At 71.3% G+C, this 22395-nt stretch carries 20 protein-coding genes; 11 read left to right on the top strand and 9 right to left on the bottom strand.

Going from position 1 to position 22395, the window contains the following annotated elements; all coding sequences use genetic code 11:
- The first annotated feature begins 232 nt into the window (after positions 1-232).
- Complete coding sequence (locus IGS69_RS17905; protein ID WP_190900988.1) at positions 233-2371, top strand: ATP-binding SpoIIE family protein phosphatase; 2139 nt, start codon at positions 233-235, stop codon at positions 2369-2371.
- 136 nt (positions 2372-2507) lie between these two features.
- On the opposite strand, the gene IGS69_RS17900 is transcribed toward IGS69_RS17905, so the two are convergent.
- The 3 genes from IGS69_RS17900 to IGS69_RS17890 form a co-directional block, all read right to left on the bottom strand.
- On the bottom strand, positions 2508-3548 hold the full coding sequence (locus IGS69_RS17900; protein ID WP_232543556.1) for an AI-2E family transporter: 1041 nt from the start codon (positions 3546-3548) through the stop codon (positions 2508-2510).
- A 383-nt stretch (positions 3549-3931) separates the two neighbouring features.
- Complete coding sequence (locus tag IGS69_RS17895; RefSeq protein ID WP_190900984.1) at positions 3932-4909, bottom strand: pirin family protein; 978 nt, start codon at positions 4907-4909, stop codon at positions 3932-3934.
- A gap of 179 nt (positions 4910-5088) precedes the next feature.
- A complete protein-coding gene (locus IGS69_RS17890) occupies positions 5089-6588 on the bottom strand; it encodes an MFS transporter (protein WP_190900982.1) in 1500 nt (499 codons plus the stop codon).
- A 137-nt stretch (positions 6589-6725) separates the two neighbouring features.
- Between IGS69_RS17890 and IGS69_RS17885 the strand changes: the two genes are divergently transcribed.
- Positions 6726-7457 carry a TetR/AcrR family transcriptional regulator gene (locus IGS69_RS17885; protein ID WP_190900980.1) on the top strand — a complete coding sequence of 244 codons (732 nt, stop codon included), beginning with the start codon at positions 6726-6728 and terminating at the stop codon, positions 7455-7457.
- Positions 7458-7536: 79 nt separating this feature from the next.
- Here IGS69_RS17885 and IGS69_RS17880 read toward each other — a convergent pair whose 3' ends face one another.
- Positions 7537-8004 carry an SseB family protein gene (locus IGS69_RS17880; RefSeq protein WP_190900978.1) on the bottom strand — a complete coding sequence of 156 codons (468 nt, stop codon included), beginning with the start codon at positions 8002-8004 and terminating at the stop codon, positions 7537-7539.
- 121 nt (positions 8005-8125) lie between these two features.
- Between IGS69_RS17880 and IGS69_RS17875 the strand changes: the two genes are divergently transcribed.
- The 4 genes from IGS69_RS17875 (at position 8126) to IGS69_RS17860 (ending at position 12669) form a co-directional block, all read left to right on the top strand.
- Entirely contained in the window at positions 8126-8938 is an 813-nt protein-coding gene (locus IGS69_RS17875; protein WP_190900968.1) for a dioxygenase family protein, read from the top strand.
- A gap of 135 nt (positions 8939-9073) precedes the next feature.
- A complete protein-coding gene (locus tag IGS69_RS17870) occupies positions 9074-10900 on the top strand; it encodes an acyl-CoA dehydrogenase (RefSeq protein ID WP_190900966.1) in 1827 nt (608 codons plus the stop codon).
- A gap of 76 nt (positions 10901-10976) precedes the next feature.
- Complete coding sequence (locus IGS69_RS17865) at positions 10977-12326, top strand: M18 family aminopeptidase (RefSeq protein ID WP_269783176.1); 1350 nt, start codon at positions 10977-10979, stop codon at positions 12324-12326.
- Between the two features lie 88 nt (positions 12327-12414).
- The gene (locus tag IGS69_RS17860; protein WP_190900965.1) at positions 12415-12669 is read left to right on the top strand and encodes a DUF6458 family protein; all 255 of its coding nucleotides are present in this window, start codon (positions 12415-12417) and stop codon (positions 12667-12669) included.
- A gap of 12 nt (positions 12670-12681) precedes the next feature.
- Here IGS69_RS17860 and IGS69_RS17855 read toward each other — a convergent pair whose 3' ends face one another.
- Both IGS69_RS17855 and IGS69_RS17850 read right to left on the bottom strand, forming a co-directional pair.
- A complete protein-coding gene (locus IGS69_RS17855; RefSeq protein WP_190900963.1) occupies positions 12682-14487 on the bottom strand; it encodes a thioredoxin-like domain-containing protein in 1806 nt (601 codons plus the stop codon).
- Positions 14488-14608: 121 nt separating this feature from the next.
- On the bottom strand, positions 14609-15001 hold the full coding sequence (locus IGS69_RS17850; RefSeq protein WP_190900961.1) for a cupin domain-containing protein: 393 nt from the start codon (positions 14999-15001) through the stop codon (positions 14609-14611).
- A 52-nt stretch (positions 15002-15053) separates the two neighbouring features.
- Here IGS69_RS17850 and IGS69_RS17845 point away from each other — a divergent pair, with 52 nt between their 5' ends.
- The gene (locus tag IGS69_RS17845; RefSeq protein WP_190900959.1) at positions 15054-16046 is read left to right on the top strand and encodes a GlxA family transcriptional regulator; all 993 of its coding nucleotides are present in this window, start codon (positions 15054-15056) and stop codon (positions 16044-16046) included.
- The gene (locus IGS69_RS17840) at positions 16043-16534 is read left to right on the top strand and encodes an LURP-one-related/scramblase family protein (protein WP_031104342.1); all 492 of its coding nucleotides are present in this window, start codon (positions 16043-16045) and stop codon (positions 16532-16534) included. The genes IGS69_RS17845 and IGS69_RS17840 overlap by 4 nt, the downstream gene beginning before the upstream one ends.
- A gap of 9 nt (positions 16535-16543) precedes the next feature.
- Here IGS69_RS17840 and IGS69_RS17835 read toward each other — a convergent pair whose 3' ends face one another.
- Positions 16544-17341 (bottom strand): carbon-nitrogen family hydrolase, encoded by a 798-nt coding sequence (locus IGS69_RS17835; RefSeq protein ID WP_190900957.1) that lies wholly within the window; start codon positions 17339-17341, stop codon positions 16544-16546.
- Positions 17342-17523: 182 nt separating this feature from the next.
- Between IGS69_RS17835 and IGS69_RS17830 the strand changes: the two genes are divergently transcribed.
- Together IGS69_RS17830 and IGS69_RS17825 are read left to right on the top strand one after the other, a co-directional pair.
- Positions 17524-18348: a maleylpyruvate isomerase family mycothiol-dependent enzyme gene (locus tag IGS69_RS17830; RefSeq protein WP_190900955.1), complete on the top strand. Its 825-nt coding sequence runs from the start codon at positions 17524-17526 to the stop codon at positions 18346-18348.
- A gap of 221 nt (positions 18349-18569) precedes the next feature.
- Complete coding sequence (locus tag IGS69_RS17825) at positions 18570-19307, top strand: SAM-dependent methyltransferase (protein ID WP_232543555.1); 738 nt, start codon at positions 18570-18572, stop codon at positions 19305-19307.
- A gap of 6 nt (positions 19308-19313) precedes the next feature.
- Here the strand turns inward: IGS69_RS17825 and IGS69_RS17820 are convergent, their stop codons facing one another.
- Together IGS69_RS17820 and IGS69_RS17815 are read right to left on the bottom strand one after the other, a co-directional pair.
- The gene (locus tag IGS69_RS17820; RefSeq protein WP_190900951.1) at positions 19314-20609 is read right to left on the bottom strand and encodes an MFS transporter; all 1296 of its coding nucleotides are present in this window, start codon (positions 20607-20609) and stop codon (positions 19314-19316) included.
- On the bottom strand, positions 20606-21256 hold the full coding sequence (locus tag IGS69_RS17815) for a GntR family transcriptional regulator (RefSeq protein WP_190900949.1): 651 nt from the start codon (positions 21254-21256) through the stop codon (positions 20606-20608). Before IGS69_RS17815 ends, IGS69_RS17820 begins: the two co-directional genes overlap by 4 nt.
- Positions 21257-21464: 208 nt before the next feature.
- Between IGS69_RS17815 and IGS69_RS17810 the strand changes: the two genes are divergently transcribed.
- Positions 21465-22364, top strand: a complete 900-nt coding sequence (locus IGS69_RS17810; RefSeq protein WP_190900947.1) for a D-alanyl-D-alanine carboxypeptidase family protein — start codon at positions 21465-21467, stop codon at positions 22362-22364.
- Positions 22365-22395 lie beyond the last annotated feature (31 nt).

Here is a 22395-nt window from a genome sequence, read left to right as displayed (position 1 = left end):
GTCTTCGCTGATCGGGGTCTGTGTTTCACGTGAAACGCCTCCCCAGCGTACCGGGCAGGCGAAGATCGCCTCTCCACAGTTATGGATCGAGCACGCCGCGGTCGTGCGTCGAGCACACCGTGGTCGTTCATCGAGTCCGCCGTGGTCGTTCATCGAGTCCGCGCCCGCCGTCGTTCGGGCACATGTCCGCTATCGGTGGCAGCGTTCGACGGCCTCTTCTTAAAGTAGGGCAATGCGCACTGGCGAGCCGTTGCCCGCCGTGGGGGAGGCCCTCGCCGCCCTCGCGACCGGCCTGTGGCACTGGGACACCGCCACCGGGCTGGTCACGGTCGATGCCGAGGCGGCCCGGTTGCTCGGGCTGCCCGCCGAGCAGGTCAGCCTCACGGAGGCCCAGGCCCGGGCCCGGCTGCACCCGGTCGACTGGAACGAGATCACCGGCGTGGTCCAGCTGGCCGTCGCCGAGGGCACCCTCGCCGAGGTCCGGATCCGGATCATGGACGAGCTGGGCCGGGTCGTCCGGGTCGTCCGCAGCCGCTCCAAGCCGACCTTCGACCGGGCCCGTAAGGCGTACCGGCTGATCGGCACCCTTCAGGAGGTCACCGAGCCGACGCCGGGCACCCCGGCCGGGCGCAGCGCGGTGACCGGCGACTGGCGGCGCTCGCGGGAGGCGTTCCTGCTGGACGCGGGCCGGGCCCTCGCGGAGGCGCGCTCCACCCAGGAGGTCCTGCGGGTCACGGCGAATTTGTCGATGCCCGGGTTCTCGCCGGACGGGCTGGCGGTGTTCGGGGTCTCGGGCGACCGCCTGACGATCATCGGCCACCACGGGCAGCAGCGGGGCACCGAGAGCCCCTTCTCGGACATGCCGCTGGACACGGACTACCCGGCCGCCGAGGTGGTGCGGACGGGCCGGGCCGTCTACCTGTCCTCCGCCGAGCACTACAAGGCCCGCTACCCGCTGACCTGGCCGCTCGCCGAGCGCTTCGGCCGCCGTTCCTGGGCGTTCCTGCCGCTGACCGTGGCCGGGCGGACGATGGGCGCGTGGATGGCGGCGTTCACCTACCCGGTCGCGTTCACCCCGGACGAGCGGTCCGTGCTGGCGACGGTGGCACGGATGCTGGCGCAGGCCCTGACCCGGGCGGGCGTGGCCGAGAGCGAGCGGGCCCTGACCGACGGGCTCCAGCGCACGATGCTGCCGAGGCTCGGACCGCAGCGCATCCCGGGCATGAGCGTCGCCGCCCGCTATGTCCCGACGGGCGGCGGGCTCCAGGTCGGCGGCGACTGGTACGACGTGATCCCCCTGCCCAGCGGGCGGTTCGCGCTGGTCATCGGTGACGTCCAGGGCCATGACGTACGGGCGGCGGGGCTGATGGGCCAGCTGCGGATCGCCCTGCGGGCCTACGCCTCGGAGGGCCACCGGCCGGACGCGGTGCTCTCGCGCGCCTCCCGCTTCCTGCACGGCATCGGCGACGAGGACCCGGCCGACGCGCGCTTCGCGACCTGCGTCTACGTCGAGGTCGACCCGGCGACGGGCGTGCTGGACATCGCCCGTGCCGGGCATCCGGACCCGGCGATCAGGATGGCCGACGGCACGGTGCTGACCCGGCCGACGTCGGGCGGTCTGCCGCTCGGCATCGACCCGGACGCCGACTACCCCACGACCCGGCTCGCCCTTGAGCCCGGGGAGACGATGCTGATCTGCACGGACGGCCTGCTGGAGACCGGCGGCCACGACCTGGATTCCGGCTGGCGGCGGCTGCGCGTGACCCTGGAGGAGCACAAGGGCGATCTGGAGGACCTCGCCGACACGCTGGTGCAGGCCGTGCACGGGCCGTCCTCGCACCACACCACCGGCCCGCTGGCGGACCGCCGCGAGGACGACATCGCGATGCTGCTGCTGAGCCGGGAGGGCGGGGGCTGCGGCTGCGGTGACGCGATGTCGGTACGGCCTGCGGTGCGGCGCTCGGTGCTGACCGTGGCGCAGGCCGAGCCCGAGCGGGTGGCGGTCGCCCGGCAGCAGCTGCGCCAGCTGCTGCACGACTGGGCCTCGCCCGACCAGGTCGACTCCGCGGTGCTGCTGCTGTCCGAGCTGCTGACGAACGTCCTCGTGCACACCGACCACGACGCGCTGCTGGTCGCCGAGATCACCGGCGAGGTGGGCGGGCGGCGGCTGCGGATCGAGGTCACGGACGCCGGTGACGACCTGCCCCACCGGCGCCGGCCCGGGGAGCTGGCGTCCTCCGGCCGCGGCCTGGTGCTGATCGAACTGCTCGCGCATGCCTGGGGCGTCGACCCGCGCGGCGAGGGCAAGAGCATCTGGTTCGAGCTCTACGAGTCCGTGAACGGCTCGGGCGACGGCTCCTGGTCGCTGTAGCGGCCGACGCGGGAGAGGACAGTGGCTCCCCTGGTCGCTGTAGCAGCCGACCGGCGCAGGAGGGGACGGTGACTCCTGGTCGCTGTAGCTGCCGACGCAACGAGCGGACGGTGGCGGCCCCGGTCGCCCTGACCGGTCACGGTTCCTGTGCCGGCGACGGCTCCTGATCGCCGTAGCGCGTGCGCAGTTCCTGGACGATGCCGAAGGCCGCCGCGGTGAGGGGGACCGCGAGGAGCATCCCGAGCACGCCGGCGACGGAGGCACCGGCCGTGATCGTCACCATCACCAGCGCCGGGTGCATCTGCACGGTCCGGCTCTGGATCATCGGCTGGAGGACGTGCCCCTCCAGCACCTGCACCGCCAGGACCACGCCGAGCGCCCACAGCGCGATGACGAACCCCCGGTCCGCGAGGGCGACCAGGACGGCCAGGGCGCCGGAGATGAAGGCGCCGAGGTAGGGGATGTACGCCCCGACGAAGACCAGTGCGCCCAGTCCGGCCGCGCCGGGCACGTCGAGGACGAGCAGGCCCACGGTGATGAGCAGCGCGTCGATGAGGGCGATGATGGTGGTGCCGCGCATGAACCCCTCGACGGCTCTCAGCGCCCGCCGTGCCATGGCCTCCAGGGTGTCGGCGGCACCCCGGGGCGACAGGGAGCGCAGCGTCGCGGCGGCCTTGTCGGAGTCGCGCAGGAAGAAGAAGACGAGCAGCAGCGCGAGGACGGCCATGGCGATGGACTCGCCGACCACGCTGACCCCGCTGATCACGCCGGAGGCGGCCGTACCGCCGAACTTGCCGAGCAGTTCACGGGCGTTGGAGGCGAGGTCGTCCAGCGAGGTGCCGGCCGCGCCGAAGTGCTCGGAGACCCCGCGGGCGGCCTGCTTGAGCGAGGCGAGGATCTCGTCGCCGGTGTCGATGAGCGCGGCGACCACGATGTACACGGCGCCGCCCACCACGGCGACCACCGCGACACAGGTGAGCCCGGCCGAGACCGAGCGGTGCACCCCGGCCTTCACGAGCCGCCGGTGCAGCGGCCCGAGCAGCGCCGTGCCGAGCAGGGCGAGCAGCACGGGCACGACGGCGGTCCGGAACTCGACGACCAGCCGGATCCCGACGTAGACGACCCCGGTGGCGAGCAGCAGCACGGCACACCAGGCCGCGAAGCGCCGGACGGGCACGGGGAGGAGCGAGAGGGGGGCCTGCACATCCCCACCCGACCACGCCCCGGGCGGGCCGTCCCGTCAGGGAGGCCCGCCAGGGTGACGGGGCGTCAGCCGCCCGGTGGGCAGCCCAACCCCCGCAGGGCCGGCGCCCCGGTGCGGAGCCAGTCCCCCGCAGGGCCGGCGCCCCGGTGGGGAGCCCGTGCCCACAGGGCCTGCGCCCGGTGCGGAGCCCGTCCCCACACGGCCGGCGCCCCGGTGCGGAGCCAGTCCCCACACGGCCGGCGCCCCGGTGCGGAGCCAGTCCCCACACGGCCGGCGCCCCGGTGCGGAGCCAGTCCCCACACGGCCGGCGCCCCGGTGCGGAGCCAGTCCCCGCAACGCCGGCGCCCGGTGCGGCGTCAGTCCTGCGGACCGCTCGCGGTCATTCCGTGCACCGCCGGGACCGTGCCCAGGCGGCCCTTCTGGAAGTCCTCGAAGGCCTGCATGAGTTCGTCCTTGGTGTTCATGACGAACGGGCCGTAGTGGGCCATGGGCTCGCGGATCGGCTGCCCGCCGAGCAGGACGACCTCCAGGTCCGGCGTGTGGGAGTCCTGCTTCTCGTCCGCGCGGACGGTCAGCGAGGAACCCGCGCCGAAGACGGCCGTCTGGCCCGTGTGGACCGGGCGGCGCTCGGCACCGACCGAGCCCTTGCCCGCCAGCACGTACGCCAGTCCGTTGAAGTCCTCGCGCCACGGCAGCGTGAGCTCCGCGCCCGGGGCGAGGGTCGCGTGGACCATCGTGATCGGGGTGTGGGTGATGCCGGGGCCCGCGTGCCCGTCCAGCTCACCGGCGATGACCCGCAGCAGCGCGCCGCCGTCGGGGGTGCTGAGCAGCTGGACCGAGCCGCCGCGGATGTCCTGGTAGCGCGGGGCCATCATCTTGTCCTTGGCCGGGAGGTTCACCCACAGCTGGAGGCCGTGGAAGAGCCCGCCGGAGACGACGAGGTGCTCGGGCGGGGCCTCGATGTGCAGCAGGCCCGAGCCCGCGGTCATCCACTGGGTGTCCCCGTTGGTGATGGTGCCGCCACCGCCGTTGGAGTCCTGGTGGTCGAAGATCCCGTCGATGATGTAGGTGACGGTCTCGAAGCCACGGTGCGGATGCCAGGGGGTGCCCTTGGGCTCGCCCGGCGCGTACTCCACCTCGCCCATCTGGTCCATCATGATGAACGGGTCGAGATGACGGTAGTTGATCCCCGCGAACGCCCGGCGCACCGGGAAGCCCTCACCCTCGAAACCGCTCGGAGCGGTCGTGACGGCGAGCACGGGACGTGCCACGGCCTCGGCAGGCGCGGTCACTCGGGGCAGCGTCAACGGGTTCTCGACGGTCACTGCAGGCATGTCGGTTCCTCCTCGTGTACGCCCAGTTTAGTTGAGCGTTGAACTTTCTGCCACCCCGAACAGAGAAAACCGGGAAGGCATTCCCGACCCGGGCGACGGCGCAGCGAACCACGGAAGACGGGCGTGGCGGAAGGCCGTCACCCCGCTGCGGGGTGACGGCCATCGGTGTCCGGGACGGGTCAGGCGACCAGTTCGCGCTGCTCGCTCTCCGCCCCCGCGGGCCCGGACGTGCGGTCCCGCATCACGACCGTGGCCACGACCGCCGCGGCCAGGACACCGACCGCACTGATCGTGAAGGTCGTGGACATCGAGGCGGCGAAGGCCTCCCGGGCCGCCCGCACCAGCCCCGCGTCACCGCCGGCGACGGCCAGCGCCCCGCCGATGGACTCGCGGGCCTGCTCGGGGGCGCCGGCCGGCATCTCGTCCGTGTAGCCGCTGGAGAGCAGGGAGCCGAGGATCGCGATGCCGAGGGCGGTGCCGGACTGCTGGATGGTGTCGTTGAGGGCCGAGCCGACGCCCGCCTTGTCCTCCGGGATGGTGCCCATCAGCGCGGCCACCGCCGCCGGCATGGCCAGGCCGGCCCCCAGCCCCAAGGTCCCCAGGGCCACCGCCGGAACCGTGAACCCGCTGCCGGCGGTGAGCGTGGTCAGCAGCCCGAAGGAGGCGACCATCAGCAGCATCCCGCCCAGGATGACGAACCGGTTGCCGAACCTCACGGCGAGCTGCGCCCCGGCCGTGTTGCCGGCCAGCGCGGCGACGGCCAGCGGCAGGAAGGCCAGGCCGGCCTTGACGGCGGACCATCCGAGCACGAACTGGAGGTACTGGGTCAGCACCAGCAGCAGCCCGGCGTTGCCGATCTGGACGAGCGCCAGGGAGAGCGAACCCCCGCTGAAGTTGCGGTGCTTGAAGAGGACCAGCGGGACCATCGGCGCCGGGGTCATGTTCTGCCAGATCACGAAGCCGGCCAGGGCGAGCACCGCGACGGCCAGGACGATCAGGGAGCGGCCCTCGAACGCGCCGTGCTGCGGAATCTCGATGATCCACCAGACCAGGGCCGTCATGCCCACCGCCGACAGCACCGCGCCCAGCGGGTCCGGCTTCTGCCAGGGCGCCTTCGACTCCGGCATCAGCAGCACACCGGCGAGCAGCGCGAGACCGACGATCGGGACGTTGATCAGGAAGATGGCCTGCCAGGCGAAGTGGTCGATGAGGACCCCGCCGAGCACCGGGCTGCCGACCAGCCCCAGCATCGACACCGAGCCCCACGCGGCCATCGCCTTGGGCCGCTCGTCCTCGTCGAAGACGGTGATCAGGATGGACAGCGTCGAGGGCATGATCAGCGCCCCGCCGACGCCCATCGCGATCCGCACCGCGATCAGCTCGCCCGGCGTGGAGCAGAACACCGCCCCCAGCGAGGCCGCCCCGAAGAGCAGCAGCCCGATCAGCATCACCTTCCGGCGTCCGAACCGGTCCCCCAGGCTTCCCGAGGTCAGCAGCAGCCCGGCGAAGACCAGGACATAGGAGTCGAGGATCCACTGCGTCTCCTGGGCGCTCGCCCCGAGGTCCTCGGTCAGCGCGGGCACCGCGACCGTCAACGCCATGTTGTCGACGACCAGCACGAGTGTGCTGAGGCACAGCACGATCAGGATCCACCAGCGGCGTGGATGGCGAGTTTCCATGTCCGTTCCCCTCCTGCGAACACCGTTCCTTCGGTGCGCACACTGTACGCACAGCGGAACAGTGTGCGCAATCCTTGAGTTCTGTACGCTGGTTGCGCACGCTGTTCGCAGGCAGAGGTCCGGCAGGAGGAACCCCGATGAGCAGGACGAAGGACAAGAACCCCATCCCGTCCGTATGGACCCGCGAGCAGCGCCGGACCGACCAGCCCGCGCTCAGCCGGGACGCGATCGTCCGCGAGGCGATCGCCATGCTCGACGCCGAGGGGATCGAGGCGCTCAGCATGCGCAAGCTCGGTGCCCGGCTGAACGCCGGCGCGACCTCGCTCTACCGGCACGTGGCGACGAAGGACGAGCTGATGGAGCTGGCGGTGGACGAGGTCGCCGCCGAGATCCACGTCCCGCAGGCCGGCGGCCCCGACTGGCGCGCGGCGGTCACCGAGGCGGCCGGGTCCTTCCGCACGACGGCGCTGCGGCACCCCTGGCTGACCCTGGTCCTGGGGCAGGCCGGTCTCGCCTACCTCGGGCCGAACTACATGAACTTCTCGGAACGGCTCGCGGCCCTGTTCACCGCCGCGGGATTCCCGGAGCCGAGCCGGGCGATCGACGCCGTCTTCTCGTACGTCATCGGCATGAGCACGACCGAGGCCGCTTGGCTCACCACGGTCGCCCGCTCCGGCGAGAGCGAGTCGGAGTTCGTCGCCCGGCTGCTGCCCGCGGCCCAGCAGGCCTCGGCCGGCTACGACCATCTGGCCGCCGCCGGGCCGGAGACGTCCGCGCAGGCCTCCGACCCCGCGAAGCTGCGCGACGACAAGTTCGCCTACGGCCTGGACGTCGTCCTGGACGGCCTGGCGCTGCGCCTGCCGAAGTGACTTCGGGCCGGCCCCAGCCGCCGTACGAAATGACTACGGGCCGGCCCCAGCCTCCATACGAAGTGACTACGGGGTGGGCTCAGCCGCCGTACATCCGGCGCATCGCGAACTCGACCATCTGCTCCACGGCCTTCGCGTCGAACACCATGCGGTGCTCGCCCTCCATGTCGAGGACGAAGCCGTAGCCGGTCGGCAGCAGGTCCAGCACCTCGGCGCCGGTGATCACGAAGTACTTGGACTCCTTGCCCGCGTACCGGCGCAGCTCCTTGAGCGTGCTGAACATCGGGATCACGGGCTGCTGGGTGTTGTGCAGGGCCAGGAAACCGGGGTTGTCGCCGCGCGGGCAGTAGACCTTCGACGTCGCGAAGGCCTGCTGGAAGTCCTCGGCGGCCATCTGCCCGGTGGTGAAGGCGCGCACCGCGTCCGTGAGGGAGGGCGGGGACGGCTCGGGGTACAGCGGCGGCTGCTGCCCGTACCCGCCGGACATCGGCTGCTGCGGAGGGGCGTACTGCCCTTGCGGGCCCGCTGTCTGGTCGTAGCCGTACATGGGCGCAAGCGTACCGAGCGCGCGGGGGCCGGTGGGCCGGTACGCCGGTCCCGGCAAACCGACAGCGAGTCGACAGCGCCGCTCGGTGGATCGCCGGGGCGGCGGCTCGTAGCGTCGTGTCATGAACGGACGCCATGACCAGGGCCCGCCCGAGCACGACGGAGGCCTCGCCCACGACCTGCCCGTCCTCGCCCGCCGGCGGATGATCCGGCTGATGGCGGGCGCGGGCCTGGTCCCGCTGGTGGGCTGCGCACCGGAGGGGAAGACCCCGGCGGCCCCAGCCCCCTCCTCCTCGTCCGCGGGGTGCGCGGAGATCCCCGAGGAGACGGCCGGCCCCTTCCCCGGTGACGGCTCGAACGGGGTGAACGTCCTCAAGGAGAGCGGGGTCGTGCGCAGCGACATCACCCGCAGCTTCGGCGACTCCGCGGGCGGCACGGCCGACGGCGTCCCCCTGACGATCACGCTCACGGTGGTGGACGCGGCCTCCGGCTGCGGGATGCCGAAGCGGGGCGCCGCCGTCTACCTCTGGCAGTGCGACCGGGAGGGCGCCTACTCCCTCTACTCCGAGGGCGTCACCGGCGAGAACTATCTGCGGGGCGTGCAGGAGACGGACGGCGAGGGACGGGTCACCTTCCGCAGTGTCTTCCCCGGCTGCTACCCGGGCCGCTGGCCGCACGTCCACTTCGAGGTGTACGGCAGCCTGGCCGACGCCACCGCGGCCACGTCGATCACGAACACCTCGCAGCTCGCCTTCCCCAAGGAGGTCTGCGACACCGTCTACGCCACGGACGGCTACGGCGCGAGCGTGCGGAACCTGAGCGGCCTCTCGCTGGAGGACGACGGGATCTTCCGTGACGGCCACGACCGTCAACTGGCCGCGATGGAGGGGAGTACGGGGGCCGGCTACAGCGCAACACTGACCGTTCCGGTGTGACCTGTCACAGATGAAGGATCGGGGTTGCGTCTTATTACCGACGGGTAGCATCATCGTAGCTACTTGTTGGTACGTGAACTAGCGCGAGGATCCAGTGCCTCGCCGATCTCTCTACGGAGCCGGGAGCCTGTCGCCATGGGGCACTACAAGTCGAATCTCCGCGACATCGAGTTCAACCTCTTCGAGGTACTCGGGCGCGACAAGGTGTACGGCACCGGTCCGTTCGGGGAGATGGACGTCGAGACCGCGAAGAGCATCCTGGAGGAGCTGACCCGCCTCTCGGAGAACGAGCTCGCGGAGTCCTTCATCGACGCCGACCGCAACCCGCCGGTCTTCGACCCGGAGACCAACACCGCGCCGGTCCCCGCGTCCTTCAAGAAGAGCTACCAGGCCTTCATGGACTCCGAGTACTGGCGGCTCGGCCTCCCCGAGGAGATCGGCGGCACGACCTCGCCCCGCTCCCTGATCTGGGCCTACGCCGAGCTGATCCTGGGCGCCAACCCGGCCGTGTGGATGTACTCCTCGGGCCCGGCGTTCGCCGGCATCCTCTTCGAGGAGGGCAACGAGGTCCAGAAGCACATCGCCAAGGTCGCCACGGAGAAGCAGTGGGGCTCCACGATGGTCCTCACCGAGCCCGACGCGGGCTCCGACGTGGGCGCCGGCCGCACCAAGGCCGTGCAGCAGGAGGACGGCTCCTGGCACATCGAGGGCGTGAAGCGCTTCATCACCTCCGGTGAGCACGACATGTCGGAGAACATCCTCCACTACGTGCTGGCCCGCCCCGAGGGCGCCGGCCCCGGCACCAAGGGCCTGTCCCTCTTCCTCGTCCCGAAGTACCTCTTCGACTTCGAGACCGGCGAGCTGGGCGAGCGCAACGGCGTCTACGCCACCAACGTCGAGCACAAGATGGGCCTGAAGGCCTCCAACACCTGCGAGATGACCTTCGGCGACCAGCACCCCGCCAAGGGCTGGCTGATCGGCGACAAGCACGACGGCATCCGCCAGATGTTCCGCATCATCGAGTTCGCCCGCATGATGGTCGGCACGAAGGCCATCTCCACGCTGTCGACGGGCTACCTGAACGCACTGGAGTACGCCAAGGAGCGCGTCCAGGGCCCCGACCTGGCGAACTTCATGGACAAGACCGCGCCCAAGGTCACCATCACCCACCACCCCGACGTGCGCCGCTCGCTCATGACGCAGAAGGCCTACGCGGAGGGCATGCGCGCCCTCGTGCTCCACACGGCCTCCGTGCAGGACGAGATCCAGATCAAGGAGGCCGCGGGCGAGGACACCTCCGCCCTGGAGGCCCTGAACGACCTGCTCCTGCCCATCGTCAAGGGCTACGGCTCCGAGAAGGGCTACGAGCAGCTCGCCCAGTCGCTCCAGACCTTCGGCGGCTCCGGCTTCCTCCAGGAGTACCCGATCGAGCAGTACATCCGGGACTCCAAGATCGACACCCTCTACGAGGGCACCACCGCGATCCAGGGCCAGGACTTCTTCTTCCGGAAGATCGTCCGCAACCAGGGCGCCGCGCTGAACTCCCTCGCCGAGGACATCAAGAAGTTCCTGGCGCTCGGTGAGGGCGGCGAGGAGCTGGCCGGTGCCCGCGAGCACCTCGCCAAGGCCGCGGTCGAGCTGGAGGCCATCGTCGGCCTGATGCTCACCGACCTGGCCGCCACCGAGCAGGACGTCAAGAACATCTACAAGGTGGGCCTCAACACCACCCGCCTGCTGATGGCCTCCGGAGACGTCGTCGTCGGCTACCTGCTGCTCAAGGGCGCCGCCATCGCCGCCGAGAAGCTCGAGACGGCCTCCGCGAAGGACAAGGCCTTCTACACCGGCAAGATCGCCGCCGCGAAGTTCTTCGCCGCCAGCGTCCTGCCGGGCGTCACCCTGGCCCGCAAGGTCGCCGAGGGTGTCGAGCTGGACCTGATGGAGCTGGACGAGGCCGCGTTCTAGACCCCTCACGTCCTCTGTTCGAGGGCCTGTTCCCCTACGCCGGGAACGGGCCCTCGCCCGTCGTTAGAGTGAACCCATGACCCAACCAGCCCGCCCGTCTCCCACCGCCGCCCCTGCAGCGGGCGCTTCGCGCGCACCCCTTACGTTCGACCGCGGCCACACCGACGACCTCATGACCTTCCTGGCGGCGAGCCCCACGCCGTACCACGCCGTGGCCACAGCCGCCGAGCGACTGGAGAAGGCCGGCTTCAGGCAGGTCGCCGAGACGGACGCGTGGGACGGGACGAGCGGCGGCAAGTACGTGCTGCGCGGCGGCGCGATCGTCGCCTGGTACGTGCCGGAGGGCGCCGCGCCCCACACTCCGTTCCGGATCGTCGGCGCCCACACCGACTCCCCCAACCTGCGCGTCAAGCCGCTCCCCGACACCGGGGCGCACGGCTGGCGCCAGGTGGCCGTGGAAATCTACGGCGGACCACTGCTCAACTCCTGGCTGGACCGCGATCTCGGCCTCGCGGGCCGGCTGACGCTGCGCGACGGCTCGACGCGCCTGGTCAACGTGGACCGGCCGCTGCTGCGCGTCCCGCAGCTCGCCATCCACCTGGACCGCTCGGTGACGGCCGACGGCCTCAAGCTCGACAAGCAGCGGCACATGCAGCCGGTCTGGGGCCTCGGCCGCGACGTCCGCGACGGCGACCTGATCGCCTTCCTGGAGGAGACGACCGGCATCCCCGCGGGCGAGGTCACCGGCTGGGACCTGATGACGCACTCCGTGGAACCGCCCGCCTACCTGGGCCGCGACCACGAGCTGCTGGCCGGGCCGCGCATGGACAACCTGCTGTCGGTGCACGCCGGCACCGCCGCCCTCGTGGCCGTCGCCTCCTCCTCGTCACAGCCGGCCTCCATCCCGGTCCTGGCCGCCTTCGACCACGAGGAGAACGGCTCCCAGTCGGACACCGGCGCGGACGGGCCGCTCCTCGGCACCGTGCTGGAACGCTCGGTCTACGCCCGCGGCGGCTCCTACGAGGATCGCGCCCGCGCCTTCGCCGGCACGGTCTGTCTGTCCTCCGACACGGGCCACGCGGTCCACCCCAACTACGCGGAGCGGCACGACCCGACGCACCACCCGCGCGTCAACGGCGGCCCGATCCTCAAGGTCAACGTCAACAACCGCTACGCCACGGACGGTTCGGGCCGGGCGGAGTTCACGGCGGCCTGCGAGGCGGCCGGCGTGCCCTTCCAGTCGTTCGTCTCCAACAACTCCATGCCCTGCGGCACCACGATCGGCCCGATCACCGCCGCGCGGCACGGCATCAAGACCGTCGACATCGGCGTGGCCATCCTGTCGATGCACAGCGTGCGCGAACTGTGCGGCGCCGACGACCCGTTCCTCCTCGCGGGCGCCCTGACCGCGTTCCTGGAGAGGTAGAACGAGCCGTCACCGCATGGGTGTTCGCCTCGGGGGTACCCGGTGTTCCGGGACCGGAACGACCGGACCGTACAGGGAGGCGACACACATGGGCCTCGGCGGATGCATCATCCTCATCGCCGTGGGAGCCATCCTCACGTTCGCGACCGACTGGGACATGCAGGGGGTCAATCTCGACCTCGTCGGCATCATCCTGATGATCGTCGGACTGATCGGCGTCACCACGTTCAGCAGCATCGCCAGGCGCCGGCGCGTGGTGGTGCCCCCGACGACGCCCGGTGTCGTCGAGGACCCGGCGGTCCACCCCCGCCGTGACGGCTACAGCGACGGATACGGGGTGTGACGTCCGGAGCTCTCAGGCGTCCATCCCGGCCAGCACCAGCGAAAGCCGGTCCGTCCCCGCATCGGTGAGACGGACGGGCACACCCCAGTCCTGCTGATGGACATGGCAGGCCGGGTACGCGTTGTCCGGGTCGTCGTCGCAGGAGGCGGCCATCGCGGACACATGCAGCACACCCTCCGGTACGGCAGGGTCGAGTTCGAGGGCGCGGGACAGGTCCGTCCCCGCGCCCTCGCCCCCGCGCAGCAGCTCCGGCGGGGTGGAGGAGACGAGCAGACGGGTGGAGGGGCCGTACCGGGCGTCCAGCTTCTGACCTGCCGGGGCCTGGAAGATGACGTCCAACTCGAGCCGTCCGGGCGCGACTTCGGTCGCTTCCCGCCGGGTGCGGTGGGCGACCTCGGTGACCTTCACCGCCTCGTCCGGCAGCCGCAGCCGCGTCAGACGGTGGCGGGCCGACTCGACGACCACGATGTCGTCGCCGGCGAGCACCGCGTCGCTGGGCTCGCGCAGGTCCGTGGCGAGGGTCGTCACCTCTCCGGTCGCCGGGTCGTAGCGCCGCAGGGCGTGGTTGTAGGTGTCGCTGACCGCGACCGAACCGTCCGGCAGGGCCGTGACGCCCAGCGGATGCTGGAGCAGGGCCTGTCCGGCGGCCCCGTCGCGGTGACCGAAGTCGAACAGGCCGGTGCCGACGGCGGTGTGCACGGAACCGTCCGGCTCGACCCAGCGGAGCGCGGACGTCTCCGAGTCGGCGAGCCAGAGCCGCTCGGGCGTGGCGGCCAGCCCGGACGGCTGCGCGAACCAGGCCTCGCCGGCCGGCCCGTCGACGAGCCCTTCGTTGGTCGTCCCGGCCGTGACCGCGACCGTCCCGTCCCGCGGGTCGTACGCCCACAGCTGGTGGACACCGGCCATGGCGATCCAGACCTTGCCCTGCCACCAGGCGACGTCCCAGGGGGAGGACAGGTCGACCTCGCGGGCCGGCCCCGAGGTGGGCGAGCCCTGCCACCACTGCCGGCCCGTGCCGGCGAGGGTGGTGACCTCACCGGTGGCGAGGTCCAGCCGCCGCAGGGCGTGATTGACGGTGTCGGCGACGACGACGGAGCCGTCGTCCAGCAGGGCGAGTCCCTGCGGTTCGCTGAAGGCGGCGGTATCACCGGTCCCGTCCGTGAAGCCGCGCTCCCCCGACCCGACCCGGCGCACCACGCTCTCGCCGTCCTCGGCGAGTTCGACCAGCTGATGCCGCGTGGTGTCGCTCACCAGGAAGGTCCCGGACGGCAGCGACAGGGCCTTGCCCGGGAACCGCAGCACCGTGGGCTCCGGCTCGGGCGCCACGTACGGCCCGTCGCCCCGCCGCAGCGTGCCCTTCGCCGTGTGCTCGGCCTCCAGCTCTCCGACCAGCCGCTCGATGGCGTGCACATGCCCCTCACCGGCGTGCTGCGCGACGACGTACCCCTCGGGGTCGATCACGACCAGTGTCGGCCAGGCCCGCACGGCGTACTGCTTCCACGTCGCGAGCTCCGGGTCGTCCAGCACCGGGTGCTCCACCCCGTACCGCTCCACGGCGTCGACGACGGCCTGATGCTCCGCCTCGTGCACGAACTTCGGCGAGTGCACCCCGATGACGACGACCGTGTCCCGGTGCTTCTCCTCCAGCTCACGCAACTCGTCCAGGACGTGCAGGCAGTTGATACAGCAGAACGTCCAGAAATCCAGGACGACGATGCGTCCCCGCAGGTCGGCGAGGGTGTAGGGCTGCCCGCCCGTGTTCAGCCAGCCGCCCTTGCCGGTCAGCTCGGGGGCGCGGACTCGTGCGCGTTTCGCCATGACCCCAGCCAATCACACCGCTGCCCCATGATCCGAAGTCGCGTCGCCGGATCGAACCGCAGTCCCCTCCAGGCTGCTCTGGTGACCCAGAGTCTCCGAAGGTAAGGGACTTGCATAACCGCTAGGTGAGCGCATGTCCCGTCGTGGCGTCCACATGAGCCGGGATGTCGTCGTGGCGGTCGCCGACCGTGAGGGTGCCGATGGGTTCGAAGAGCAGGATTGACGTCGGGACGGGCGCGTACGGCTTGTGCTCGGTGCCGCGGGAGACCGTGAAGACGCTGCCCCTCGGCAGCACGACCGTGCGTTCGCCGGCCTGTTCGCGCAGGGCGATGTGCAGTTCGCCGTCGAGGACGAGGAAGAACTCGTCGGTGTGGTCGTGGACGTGCCAGACGTGTTCGCCCTCGGCCTTGGCCACCCGGACGTCGTAGTCGTTGACGGCGGTGACGATTCGGGGGCTCCACTGCTCGGAGAAGGAGGACAGGGCGTGGGCGAGGGAGACGGGTTCCTGGGTCATGAGGGGATCTTGCGGGGTACCGTACATCCTCCGCGAGTGCTAGGAATCGCACATGCCGCAAGGATCCTCGCACCGTCCTCACCGGGTCGTCCTGCTGGTGGACGAGAACTCGAACCCCTTCGAGATGAGTTGCGCCATCGAGATCTTCGGGCTGCGCAGGCCCGAGCTGGGGCGGGAGCTGTACGACTTCCGGCTGTGCGCCGTCGCACCGCACACCCGGATGCGGGACGGCTTCTTCACCCTGACCGGGGTGGCCGGACCTGAGGCCGCCGAGGAGGCGGACACCCTGATCGTGCCGAACCGGCCTGACACCGGCACCCCCCGGGCGCCGCACGTCCTGGACCTCGTGCGCCGGGCACACGCGCGTGGTGCGCGGCTCGTCGGCTTCTGCTCGGGCGCGTTCACGATCGCGGAGGCCGGGCTGCTGAAGGGACGCCGGGCGGCCTGCCACTGGATGTGGGCGGAGTCCTTCCGGGCGCGGTTCCCGGAGGTCCTGCTGGAGCCGGACGTGCTGTTCGTGGACGACGGCGACATCCTGACCGCGTCCGGCAGCGCCTCCGCGCTGGACCTGGGGCTGCACGTCGTACGACGGGATCACGGCGCGGAGATCGCCAATCACGTCTCACGTCGGCTGGTGTTCGCCGCGCACCGGGACGGCGGGCAGCGGCAGTTCGTGGAGCGGCCGGTGCCGGAGGTCCGGGACGAGTCGCTGGCTCCGCTGCTGGCGTGGGCGCAGGAGCGGCTGGGCGAGCCGCTGACGGTGGCGGAGCTGGCCGCACGCGCGCGTGTCAGCCCCGCCACGCTGCACCGCCGCTTCCGCGCCCAGCTCGGGACGACCCCGCTCGCGTGGCTCACCGGGGAGCGCGTGGCGCTGGCCTGCCGGCTGATCGAGCGGGGCGAGGAGCGACTGGACGTGGTGGCGGCCCGGAGCGGGCTCGGGACGGCCGCCAATCTGCGCGCGCGCCTGCAGCGGGCGACGGGGCTCAGCCCGTCGGCCTATCGGCGGCGTTTCGGGGGCGGTCGTGGGGAAGCCCTGGTCTCATGAGATTCCTCGTGTACGACCGGCTCCTCGGCTTCGGTGACGACTACTGGATCGAGGACGACCGCGGCAGCAAGGTGTTCCTCGTCGACGGCAAGGCCCTGCGGCTGCGGGACACCTGGGAGCTGAAGGACACCCAGGGGCGCGTCCTCGTCGACATCCACCAGAAGATGCTCGCCCTGCGCGACACCATGGTGCTCCAGCGGAGCGGGGAACCGCTGGCGACGATCCGCCGCAAGCGGCTGTCCCTGCTGCGCAACCACTACCGGGTGTCCCTGGCCGACGGCAACGAGCTGGACGTCAGCGGCAAGATCCTCGACCGGGAGTTCGCCGTCGAGTACGACGGGGAGCTGCTGGCGGTGATCTCCCGACGGTGGCTGACCGTACGGGACACCTACGGTGTGGACGTCGTCCGCGAGGACGCGGATCCGGCGCTGCTGATCGCCGTGGCCGTGTGTGTGATCCACCTGGCGGAGAAGGAACGGGAGGACTGAGAGCGCCGGTCAGGGCCTGCGCGGCGGCTCGAGGCCGAGCATCCGGTCCTTCAGCGCCGGGAACTGCTCCCGCGTCGCCGCGACCTTCCCGGGGTCGAACTCCACGGTGAGGACCTCCTCGCCGGCACCGGCCTGCGCCAGCACCTCGCCCCACGGGTCGACCACGATCGAGTGACCGGCCTGGGGAACTCCGGCGTGCGTCCCGGCCGTTGCGCAGGCGAGGAGGAACGACTGGTTCTCGACCGCCCGTGCCTGGGCCAGCAGCGTCCAGTGGGACCGGCGGCGCTCCGGCCAGCCCGCCGACACCACGAGCGTCTGGGCACCGGCGTCGACCAGGCCGCGGTAGAGCTCGGGGAAGCGGAGGTCGTAGCAGGTGGACAGGCCCAGGGTCGTCTCGGGCAGACGCACCGTCACCAGCTCCGCGCCCGCGCCCATCAGCACGGCCTCGCCCTTGTCGAAGCCGAAGCGGTGGATCTTGCGGTAAGGGGCGGCGAGATCGCCGGAGGGGGAGAACACGAGGGAGGTGTTGTAGAGCGGTCCGTCGGGGTCCCGTTCCGGGATGGAACCGGCGTGCAGCCACACGCCCGCGTCGCTCGCGGCCTTCGCCATCGCCTCGAACGTCGGTCCTTCGAGCGGCTCGGCCTCGCGCCCGAACTCCTCGTAGGCGAAGGCACCCGTGGTCCACAGCTCCGGCAGGACGACCAGGTCGGCCCCGGCCTGCTCCCGGACCAGCGCCGATACGCGTCGGCGGCGCGCTTCGACCGATTCGTCCTCGTTTACGGCGATCTGGATCACAGAGGCGCGCACACTACCACCGTCCTGGCATTCGAGCCGTCCACTCGGGCCTACGATCGTCACACGAAAGCACTGCCGGGGTGCCTCACAGCAGCGTAACTTAGCTCGCAAGACGCCCGCCGACAGCCGCCACCTCCCACTGGCAACGCCGCCACCACCTGCCCGTGCAACGAACCGCCGAGGGGTCCCGTTCCGTGAGTCTGCATTCCACCCTCCAGCCCTACGCCGACGCCTGGACCCACTCCATCGAAGCGATATCCGAGCTGCTCCAGCCGCTCCCGGAGGCCGAGTGGAACCGGCGGACGCCGTGCCCGGGGTGGTCGGTGCGGGACGTGGTCTCCCATGTCATCGGCCTGGACTGCGAGATGCTCGGCGACCCGCGGCCCATCCACAGCCTCCCGCGCGACCTGTTCCACGTCACCAACGAGCACCAGCGCTACATGGAGATGCAGGTCGACGTCCGCCGCCACCACACGGCGCCGGAGATGACCTCCGAGCTCGAGTACGTGATCATCCGCCGCAACCGGCAGCTGCGCAACGAGTCGCGCGACCCGGGCACCAAGGTGCGCGGGCCGCTCGGCAGCGAGCTCACCCTGGAAGAGGCGATGCGGCGGCACGCGTTCGACGTGTGGGTGCACGAACAGGACCTGCGCACGGCCCTCGGCCGGCCCGGCAACCTCGACTCCCCCGGCGCGCTGATCGCCCGTGACGTGCTGCTCGGCGAACTTCCCCGCGTGATCGCCGAGGACGCGCAGGCGCCGCGCAGCTCTGCGATCGTCATCGACGTGCACGGGCCCGTGGAGTTTCTGCGCACGATCCGCGTCGACATCCAGGGCCGCGGCACGCTGGAGACGGCTCCGGCCCTCGGTCCCGCCGCGACCCTCACGCTCGACTGGGAGACATACGTCCGCCTGGCCTGCGGCCGCGTGACCCCGGAGTCGGTGTCCGACCGACTGAAGACGGAGGGCGACCCGGAACTGACGGCGGCGATCCTGAACCACTTCAGAGTGACGCAGTAGAGCCGACCGCCCCCGCTGCGGGCATGCGTGCCGCTAAGGGCGGCGCCCGTCCCAAGGAGAGCGGCACCCCGCTACGCCGGGCTGCGGACCCACCCGGCCCCAGCACCGACGCAGCGGCACCCCTGGACGGCCGGGTCACGGACCCACCCGCCCCCCAGCACCAACCCCCAGGGCTTGAAAACCCCATGCCGCCGCTCCGCCCCGACCCATACCGTCCTGGCATGACCACCCCACCCCACCGCACCCGCCTCACCTTCCACGGCCCGCTCTCCGAGACCCGCGCGGACGCCCTGGTCCAACGCCTCATCCGCCACCACCCCACCACCGTCCTGGACATCGGCTGCGGCTCGGGCGAACTGATGCTCCGTGTCCTGGCCACCGCGCCGGAGGCGACCGGCACAGGCATCGACCTGGACACCGACGACCTGGCCCGGGGACGCAAGGCCGCCGCCGACCGCGGACTTGCCTCCCGGGCCCGCTTCCTGGAGGAGTCCGCCACCGCAACCACCCGCGGCCCCGCCGACCTCGTGCTGTGCGTGGGGTCGAGCCAGGCCCTCGGCGACCGGCTCCCCGAGGCGCTCGCGGAACTCCGCCGCCTGGTCACCGATCACGGCCGCGTCCTGCTGGGCGAGGGCTTCTGGCAGCGCACCCCGACCCCCGGCGAACTGTCCCGCATGTGGCCGGACGCGTCCGTCACCGACCACCCCGACCTCGCGACGCTCATCGACCTGGCGATCGAGGCAGGGTTCCGGCCGGAGTGGACGGAGACCGCGAGCCTCGACGAGTGGGAGGCGTTCGAGTCGGGGTACCTCGCGGACACCGAGGTGTGGCTCGCCGAGAACCCCCGTCACCCCCGGGCCGAGGAGACACGGCAGCGCGTCGACCGGCACCGCGCCCGGTGGCTCGCCTACCGCGGCGTCCTCGGCCTCGCGTACCTCACCCTCGTACCGGCCGCCTGACGGACGTCACGCGGGCACGTGCACCGTCTCCACCCGGCTGGCCACCAGCCGTTCCCGTTCCCGCCGTGCCGCCTGCCTGCGCAGCCGCAGGATCTGGGAGACGCCGACCGCCTGGAGGACGAACACCACCGAGAAGGCCAGGGAGTAGTCGTCGCCGGTGGCGTCCAGAAGCACGCCGATCGCGAACAGCGTGGTCATGGAGGCGATGAAGCCGCCCATGTTGGTGATGCCGGAGGCGGTGCCCTGCCGCTCGGGCGGGTTGGCCGGGCGGGCGAAGTCGAAGCCGATCATCGACGCGGGTCCGCAGGCCCCGAGCACCGTGCACAGCACGACCAGCAGCCACATCGGGGCGTGCGGGCCCGGGCAGGCGAGCGTCGCCGCCCACAGGGCCGCCGTCGTGCCGACCGTGCCGAGCGCGAGCGGCAGCCGCGCGCCCTGGTGCCGGGCCACGATCTGGCCGTAGACCAGGCCGACCACCATGTTCGACAGGACGACGAGGGTGAGGAGTTCACCGGCCGCCGCCCGGGACAGCCCCTGTGCCTCGACGAGGAACGGCAGGCCCCACAGCAGCAGGAACACCATCGCCGGGAACTGGGTGGTGAAGTGCACCCAGAGTCCGAGCCGTGTCCCGGGCTCCCGCCAGGAGGCGGCGATCTGCCGTCGCACGTAGGCCGCGCCCTGGTGCGGGAGGGGCTCGGGCTCGTGGCCCTCGGGGTGGTCCTTGAGGAACAGCAGCACCAGGACGAGCACCACGGCACCGGCCGCCGCGCTGCCGGCGAACGCCGCCGTCCAGCCGATGCCGTGCAGCAGCCGGGCCAGGACGAGCGTGGAGACCAGGTTGCCCGCCATGCCGATCAGCCCCGCGAACTGGGCGACCAGCGGCCCGCGGCGGGCCGGGAACCAGCGGCTGCCGAGGCGCAGCACGCTGATGAACGTCAGCGCGTCACCGCAGCCGAGCAGCGCCCGGGAGGCGAGCGCCATGCCGTAGGAGGGGGAGAAGGCGAAGCCCAGCTGCCCGGCCGTGAACAGGACCGCGCCGAGCGCCAGCACCTTCTTGGTGCCGAGCCGGTCGACCAGCAGGCCGACGGGGATCTGCATGCCGGCGTAGACCAGCAGCTGGAGGATGGAGAAGGTGGAGAGGGCGGAGGCGTTCACATGGAAGCGGTCGGCGGCGTCGAGGCCGGCCACGCCCAGGGACGTGCGGAAGACGACCGCGACGAAGTAGACCGAGACGCCCGTGCCCCAGACGGCCAGGGCGCGGCGGCCGCCGGGCGGGTCGCCGGGTATCGCGACGGCGCTCATCGGACCTCTCCCCGGGCCAGGTGCGAGAACCAGCCGATGTGCCGGTGGACGAGACCGACGGCCGTCTCCGCGTCGCCGGAGCGCAGCGCTTCGAGGATCTCCTCGTGCTCGGCCAGGGTCTTGGCGATGCGGTCCGGGTGGGAGTGCATGACGGCGACACCCATCCGCAACTGGCGGTCGCGCAGCTGGTCGTAGAGGCGGGAGAGGATCTCGTTGCCGCCGCTGCGGACGATCTCGGCGTGGAAGCAGCGGTCGGTGACGGCGGCCCCGGCGAGGTCCCCGGCGGCGGCCTGCTTCTTCTGCCGGGCCAGCAGCTCCTCCAGGCGCTCGATGAGCCCGGCGGGCGCGGGTACGGCCTTGCGCGCCGCGTGCTCCTCGACGAGCAGCCGGGTCTCGACGACGTCGGCGATCTCCTGCGCGGAGACGGGCAGGACGAGGGCGCCCTTCTTCGGGTAGAGCCGGATCAGGCCCTCGACCTCCAGCCGGAGCAGAGCCTCACGGACGGGTGTGCGGGAGACTCCCACGGCTTCGGCGAGCTCGCCCTCGGTGAGGAGGGTCCCGCCCTCGTAGTGGCGCTCGAGGACGCCCTGTTTGACATGGGCGTAGACACGGTCGGCGGCGGGCGGTTGCTTCACGGCCAAGGTCATGCGGACAGCATAGATACAACAAGTACGCATGGAGAGATACGTCCAGTATGCGGACTTGCATGTCACACATCTGTGGCAAAGCAGGGGTCCGGCTCGGCAACAGCACAACCACGTGTGCTAGTTACAAGTCAGACACGTGCGGCCCCTTTCCCCTCGTCCTCAACTCGGCCGCACCGTTGGGGCATTCGACGTAATCGGGGTACTTCACTTGATAACCGGCATTAAGGGCACTCGTCTCCGCAGAGCCGCGGCCGTCGCCGTCACCACCGGCGCCATGCTCGCGACCGGTGCCCTCACCGTCGCGCCGGCGCAGGCCGCCTCGGCGCCCTCCATCGCCGCCAAGGGCGGCTATGTGATGAACAACGCGACCGGCACGTCGCTCTACACCAAGGCGGCCGACACCCGCCGCTCGACCGGTTCGACCACCAAGATCATGACCGCCCTGGTGGTGCTGAAGCAGTCGAACCTGAACATGGACAGCAAGGTCACGATCCAGAAGGCGTACAGCGACTACATCGTCGACAACAACTACGCGTCCAACGCGAAGCTGATCGTCGGCGACAAGGTCACCGTCCGCCAGCTGCTGTACGGGCTGATGCTGCCGTCCGGCTGCGACGCCGCGTACGCGCTCGCCGACAAGTTCGGCTCGGGCTCGACGCGTTCGGCGCGCGTGAAGTCGTTCATCGGCAAGATGAACACCACCGCCAAGAGCCTGGGTCTGAAGAACACCCACTTCGACTCGTTCGACGGCATCGGCCACGGCGCCAACTACTCCACTCCGCGCGACCTGACGAAGCTCGCCAGCGCCGCGATGAAGAACTCCTCGTTCCGCACGGTCGTCAAGACGAAGAAGTACACGGCGAAGACGACCACCAAGTCCGGCGGCACGCGGACGATGGCACCGTGGCAGAACACCAACCCGCTGCTCGGCAGCTACAGCGGCGCGATCGGCGTGAAGACCGGCTCCGGCCCGGAGGCCAAGTACTGCCTGGTCTTCGCCGCCACCCGCAGCGGCAAGACGGTCATCGGCACGGTCCTCGCCTCGACCGGCCTGGACGCCCGCAAGTCGGACGCCACGAAGCTGCTCAACTACGGCTTCAGCAAGTAGGACGACACCGGCACGACGAAGGGGCTCCACC

Source organism: Streptomyces tuirus, assembly GCF_014701095.1.
Lineage (GTDB): Bacteria > Actinomycetota > Actinomycetes > Streptomycetales > Streptomycetaceae > Streptomyces > Streptomyces tuirus.
Note: the sequence above shows the minus strand (reverse complement) of the source record. Positions and strands in the feature narration are given on the sequence as shown.

Coding starts and splice junctions, on each gene's coding strand:
- IGS69_RS17820 (WP_190900951.1), bottom strand. CDS start 20,609: ATGAGCGCCGTCGCGATACCCGGCGACCCGCCCGGCGGCCGCCGCGCC.
- IGS69_RS17815 (WP_190900949.1), bottom strand. CDS start 21,256: ATGACCTTGGCCGTGAAGCAACCGCCCGCCGCCGACCGTGTCTACGCC.
- IGS69_RS17905 (WP_190900988.1), top strand. CDS start 233: ATGCGCACTGGCGAGCCGTTGCCCGCCGTGGGGGAGGCCCTCGCCGCC.
- IGS69_RS17895 (WP_190900984.1), bottom strand. CDS start 4,909: ATGCCTGCAGTGACCGTCGAGAACCCGTTGACGCTGCCCCGAGTGACC.
- IGS69_RS17870 (WP_190900966.1), top strand. CDS start 9,074: ATGGGGCACTACAAGTCGAATCTCCGCGACATCGAGTTCAACCTCTTC.
- IGS69_RS17875 (WP_190900968.1), top strand. CDS start 8,126: ATGAACGGACGCCATGACCAGGGCCCGCCCGAGCACGACGGAGGCCTC.
- IGS69_RS17855 (WP_190900963.1), bottom strand. CDS start 14,487: ATGGCGAAACGCGCACGAGTCCGCGCCCCCGAGCTGACCGGCAAGGGC.
- IGS69_RS17825 (WP_232543555.1), top strand. CDS start 18,570: ATGACCACCCCACCCCACCGCACCCGCCTCACCTTCCACGGCCCGCTC.
- IGS69_RS17880 (WP_190900978.1), bottom strand. CDS start 8,004: ATGTACGGCTACGACCAGACAGCGGGCCCGCAAGGGCAGTACGCCCCT.
- IGS69_RS17845 (WP_190900959.1), top strand. CDS start 15,054: ATGCCGCAAGGATCCTCGCACCGTCCTCACCGGGTCGTCCTGCTGGTG.
- IGS69_RS17885 (WP_190900980.1), top strand. CDS start 6,726: ATGAGCAGGACGAAGGACAAGAACCCCATCCCGTCCGTATGGACCCGC.
- IGS69_RS17890 (WP_190900982.1), bottom strand. CDS start 6,588: ATGGAAACTCGCCATCCACGCCGCTGGTGGATCCTGATCGTGCTGTGC.
- IGS69_RS17840 (WP_031104342.1), top strand. CDS start 16,043: ATGAGATTCCTCGTGTACGACCGGCTCCTCGGCTTCGGTGACGACTAC.
- IGS69_RS17865 (WP_269783176.1), top strand. CDS start 10,977: ATGACCCAACCAGCCCGCCCGTCTCCCACCGCCGCCCCTGCAGCGGGC.
- IGS69_RS17860 (WP_190900965.1), top strand. CDS start 12,415: ATGGGCCTCGGCGGATGCATCATCCTCATCGCCGTGGGAGCCATCCTC.
- IGS69_RS17850 (WP_190900961.1), bottom strand. CDS start 15,001: ATGACCCAGGAACCCGTCTCCCTCGCCCACGCCCTGTCCTCCTTCTCC.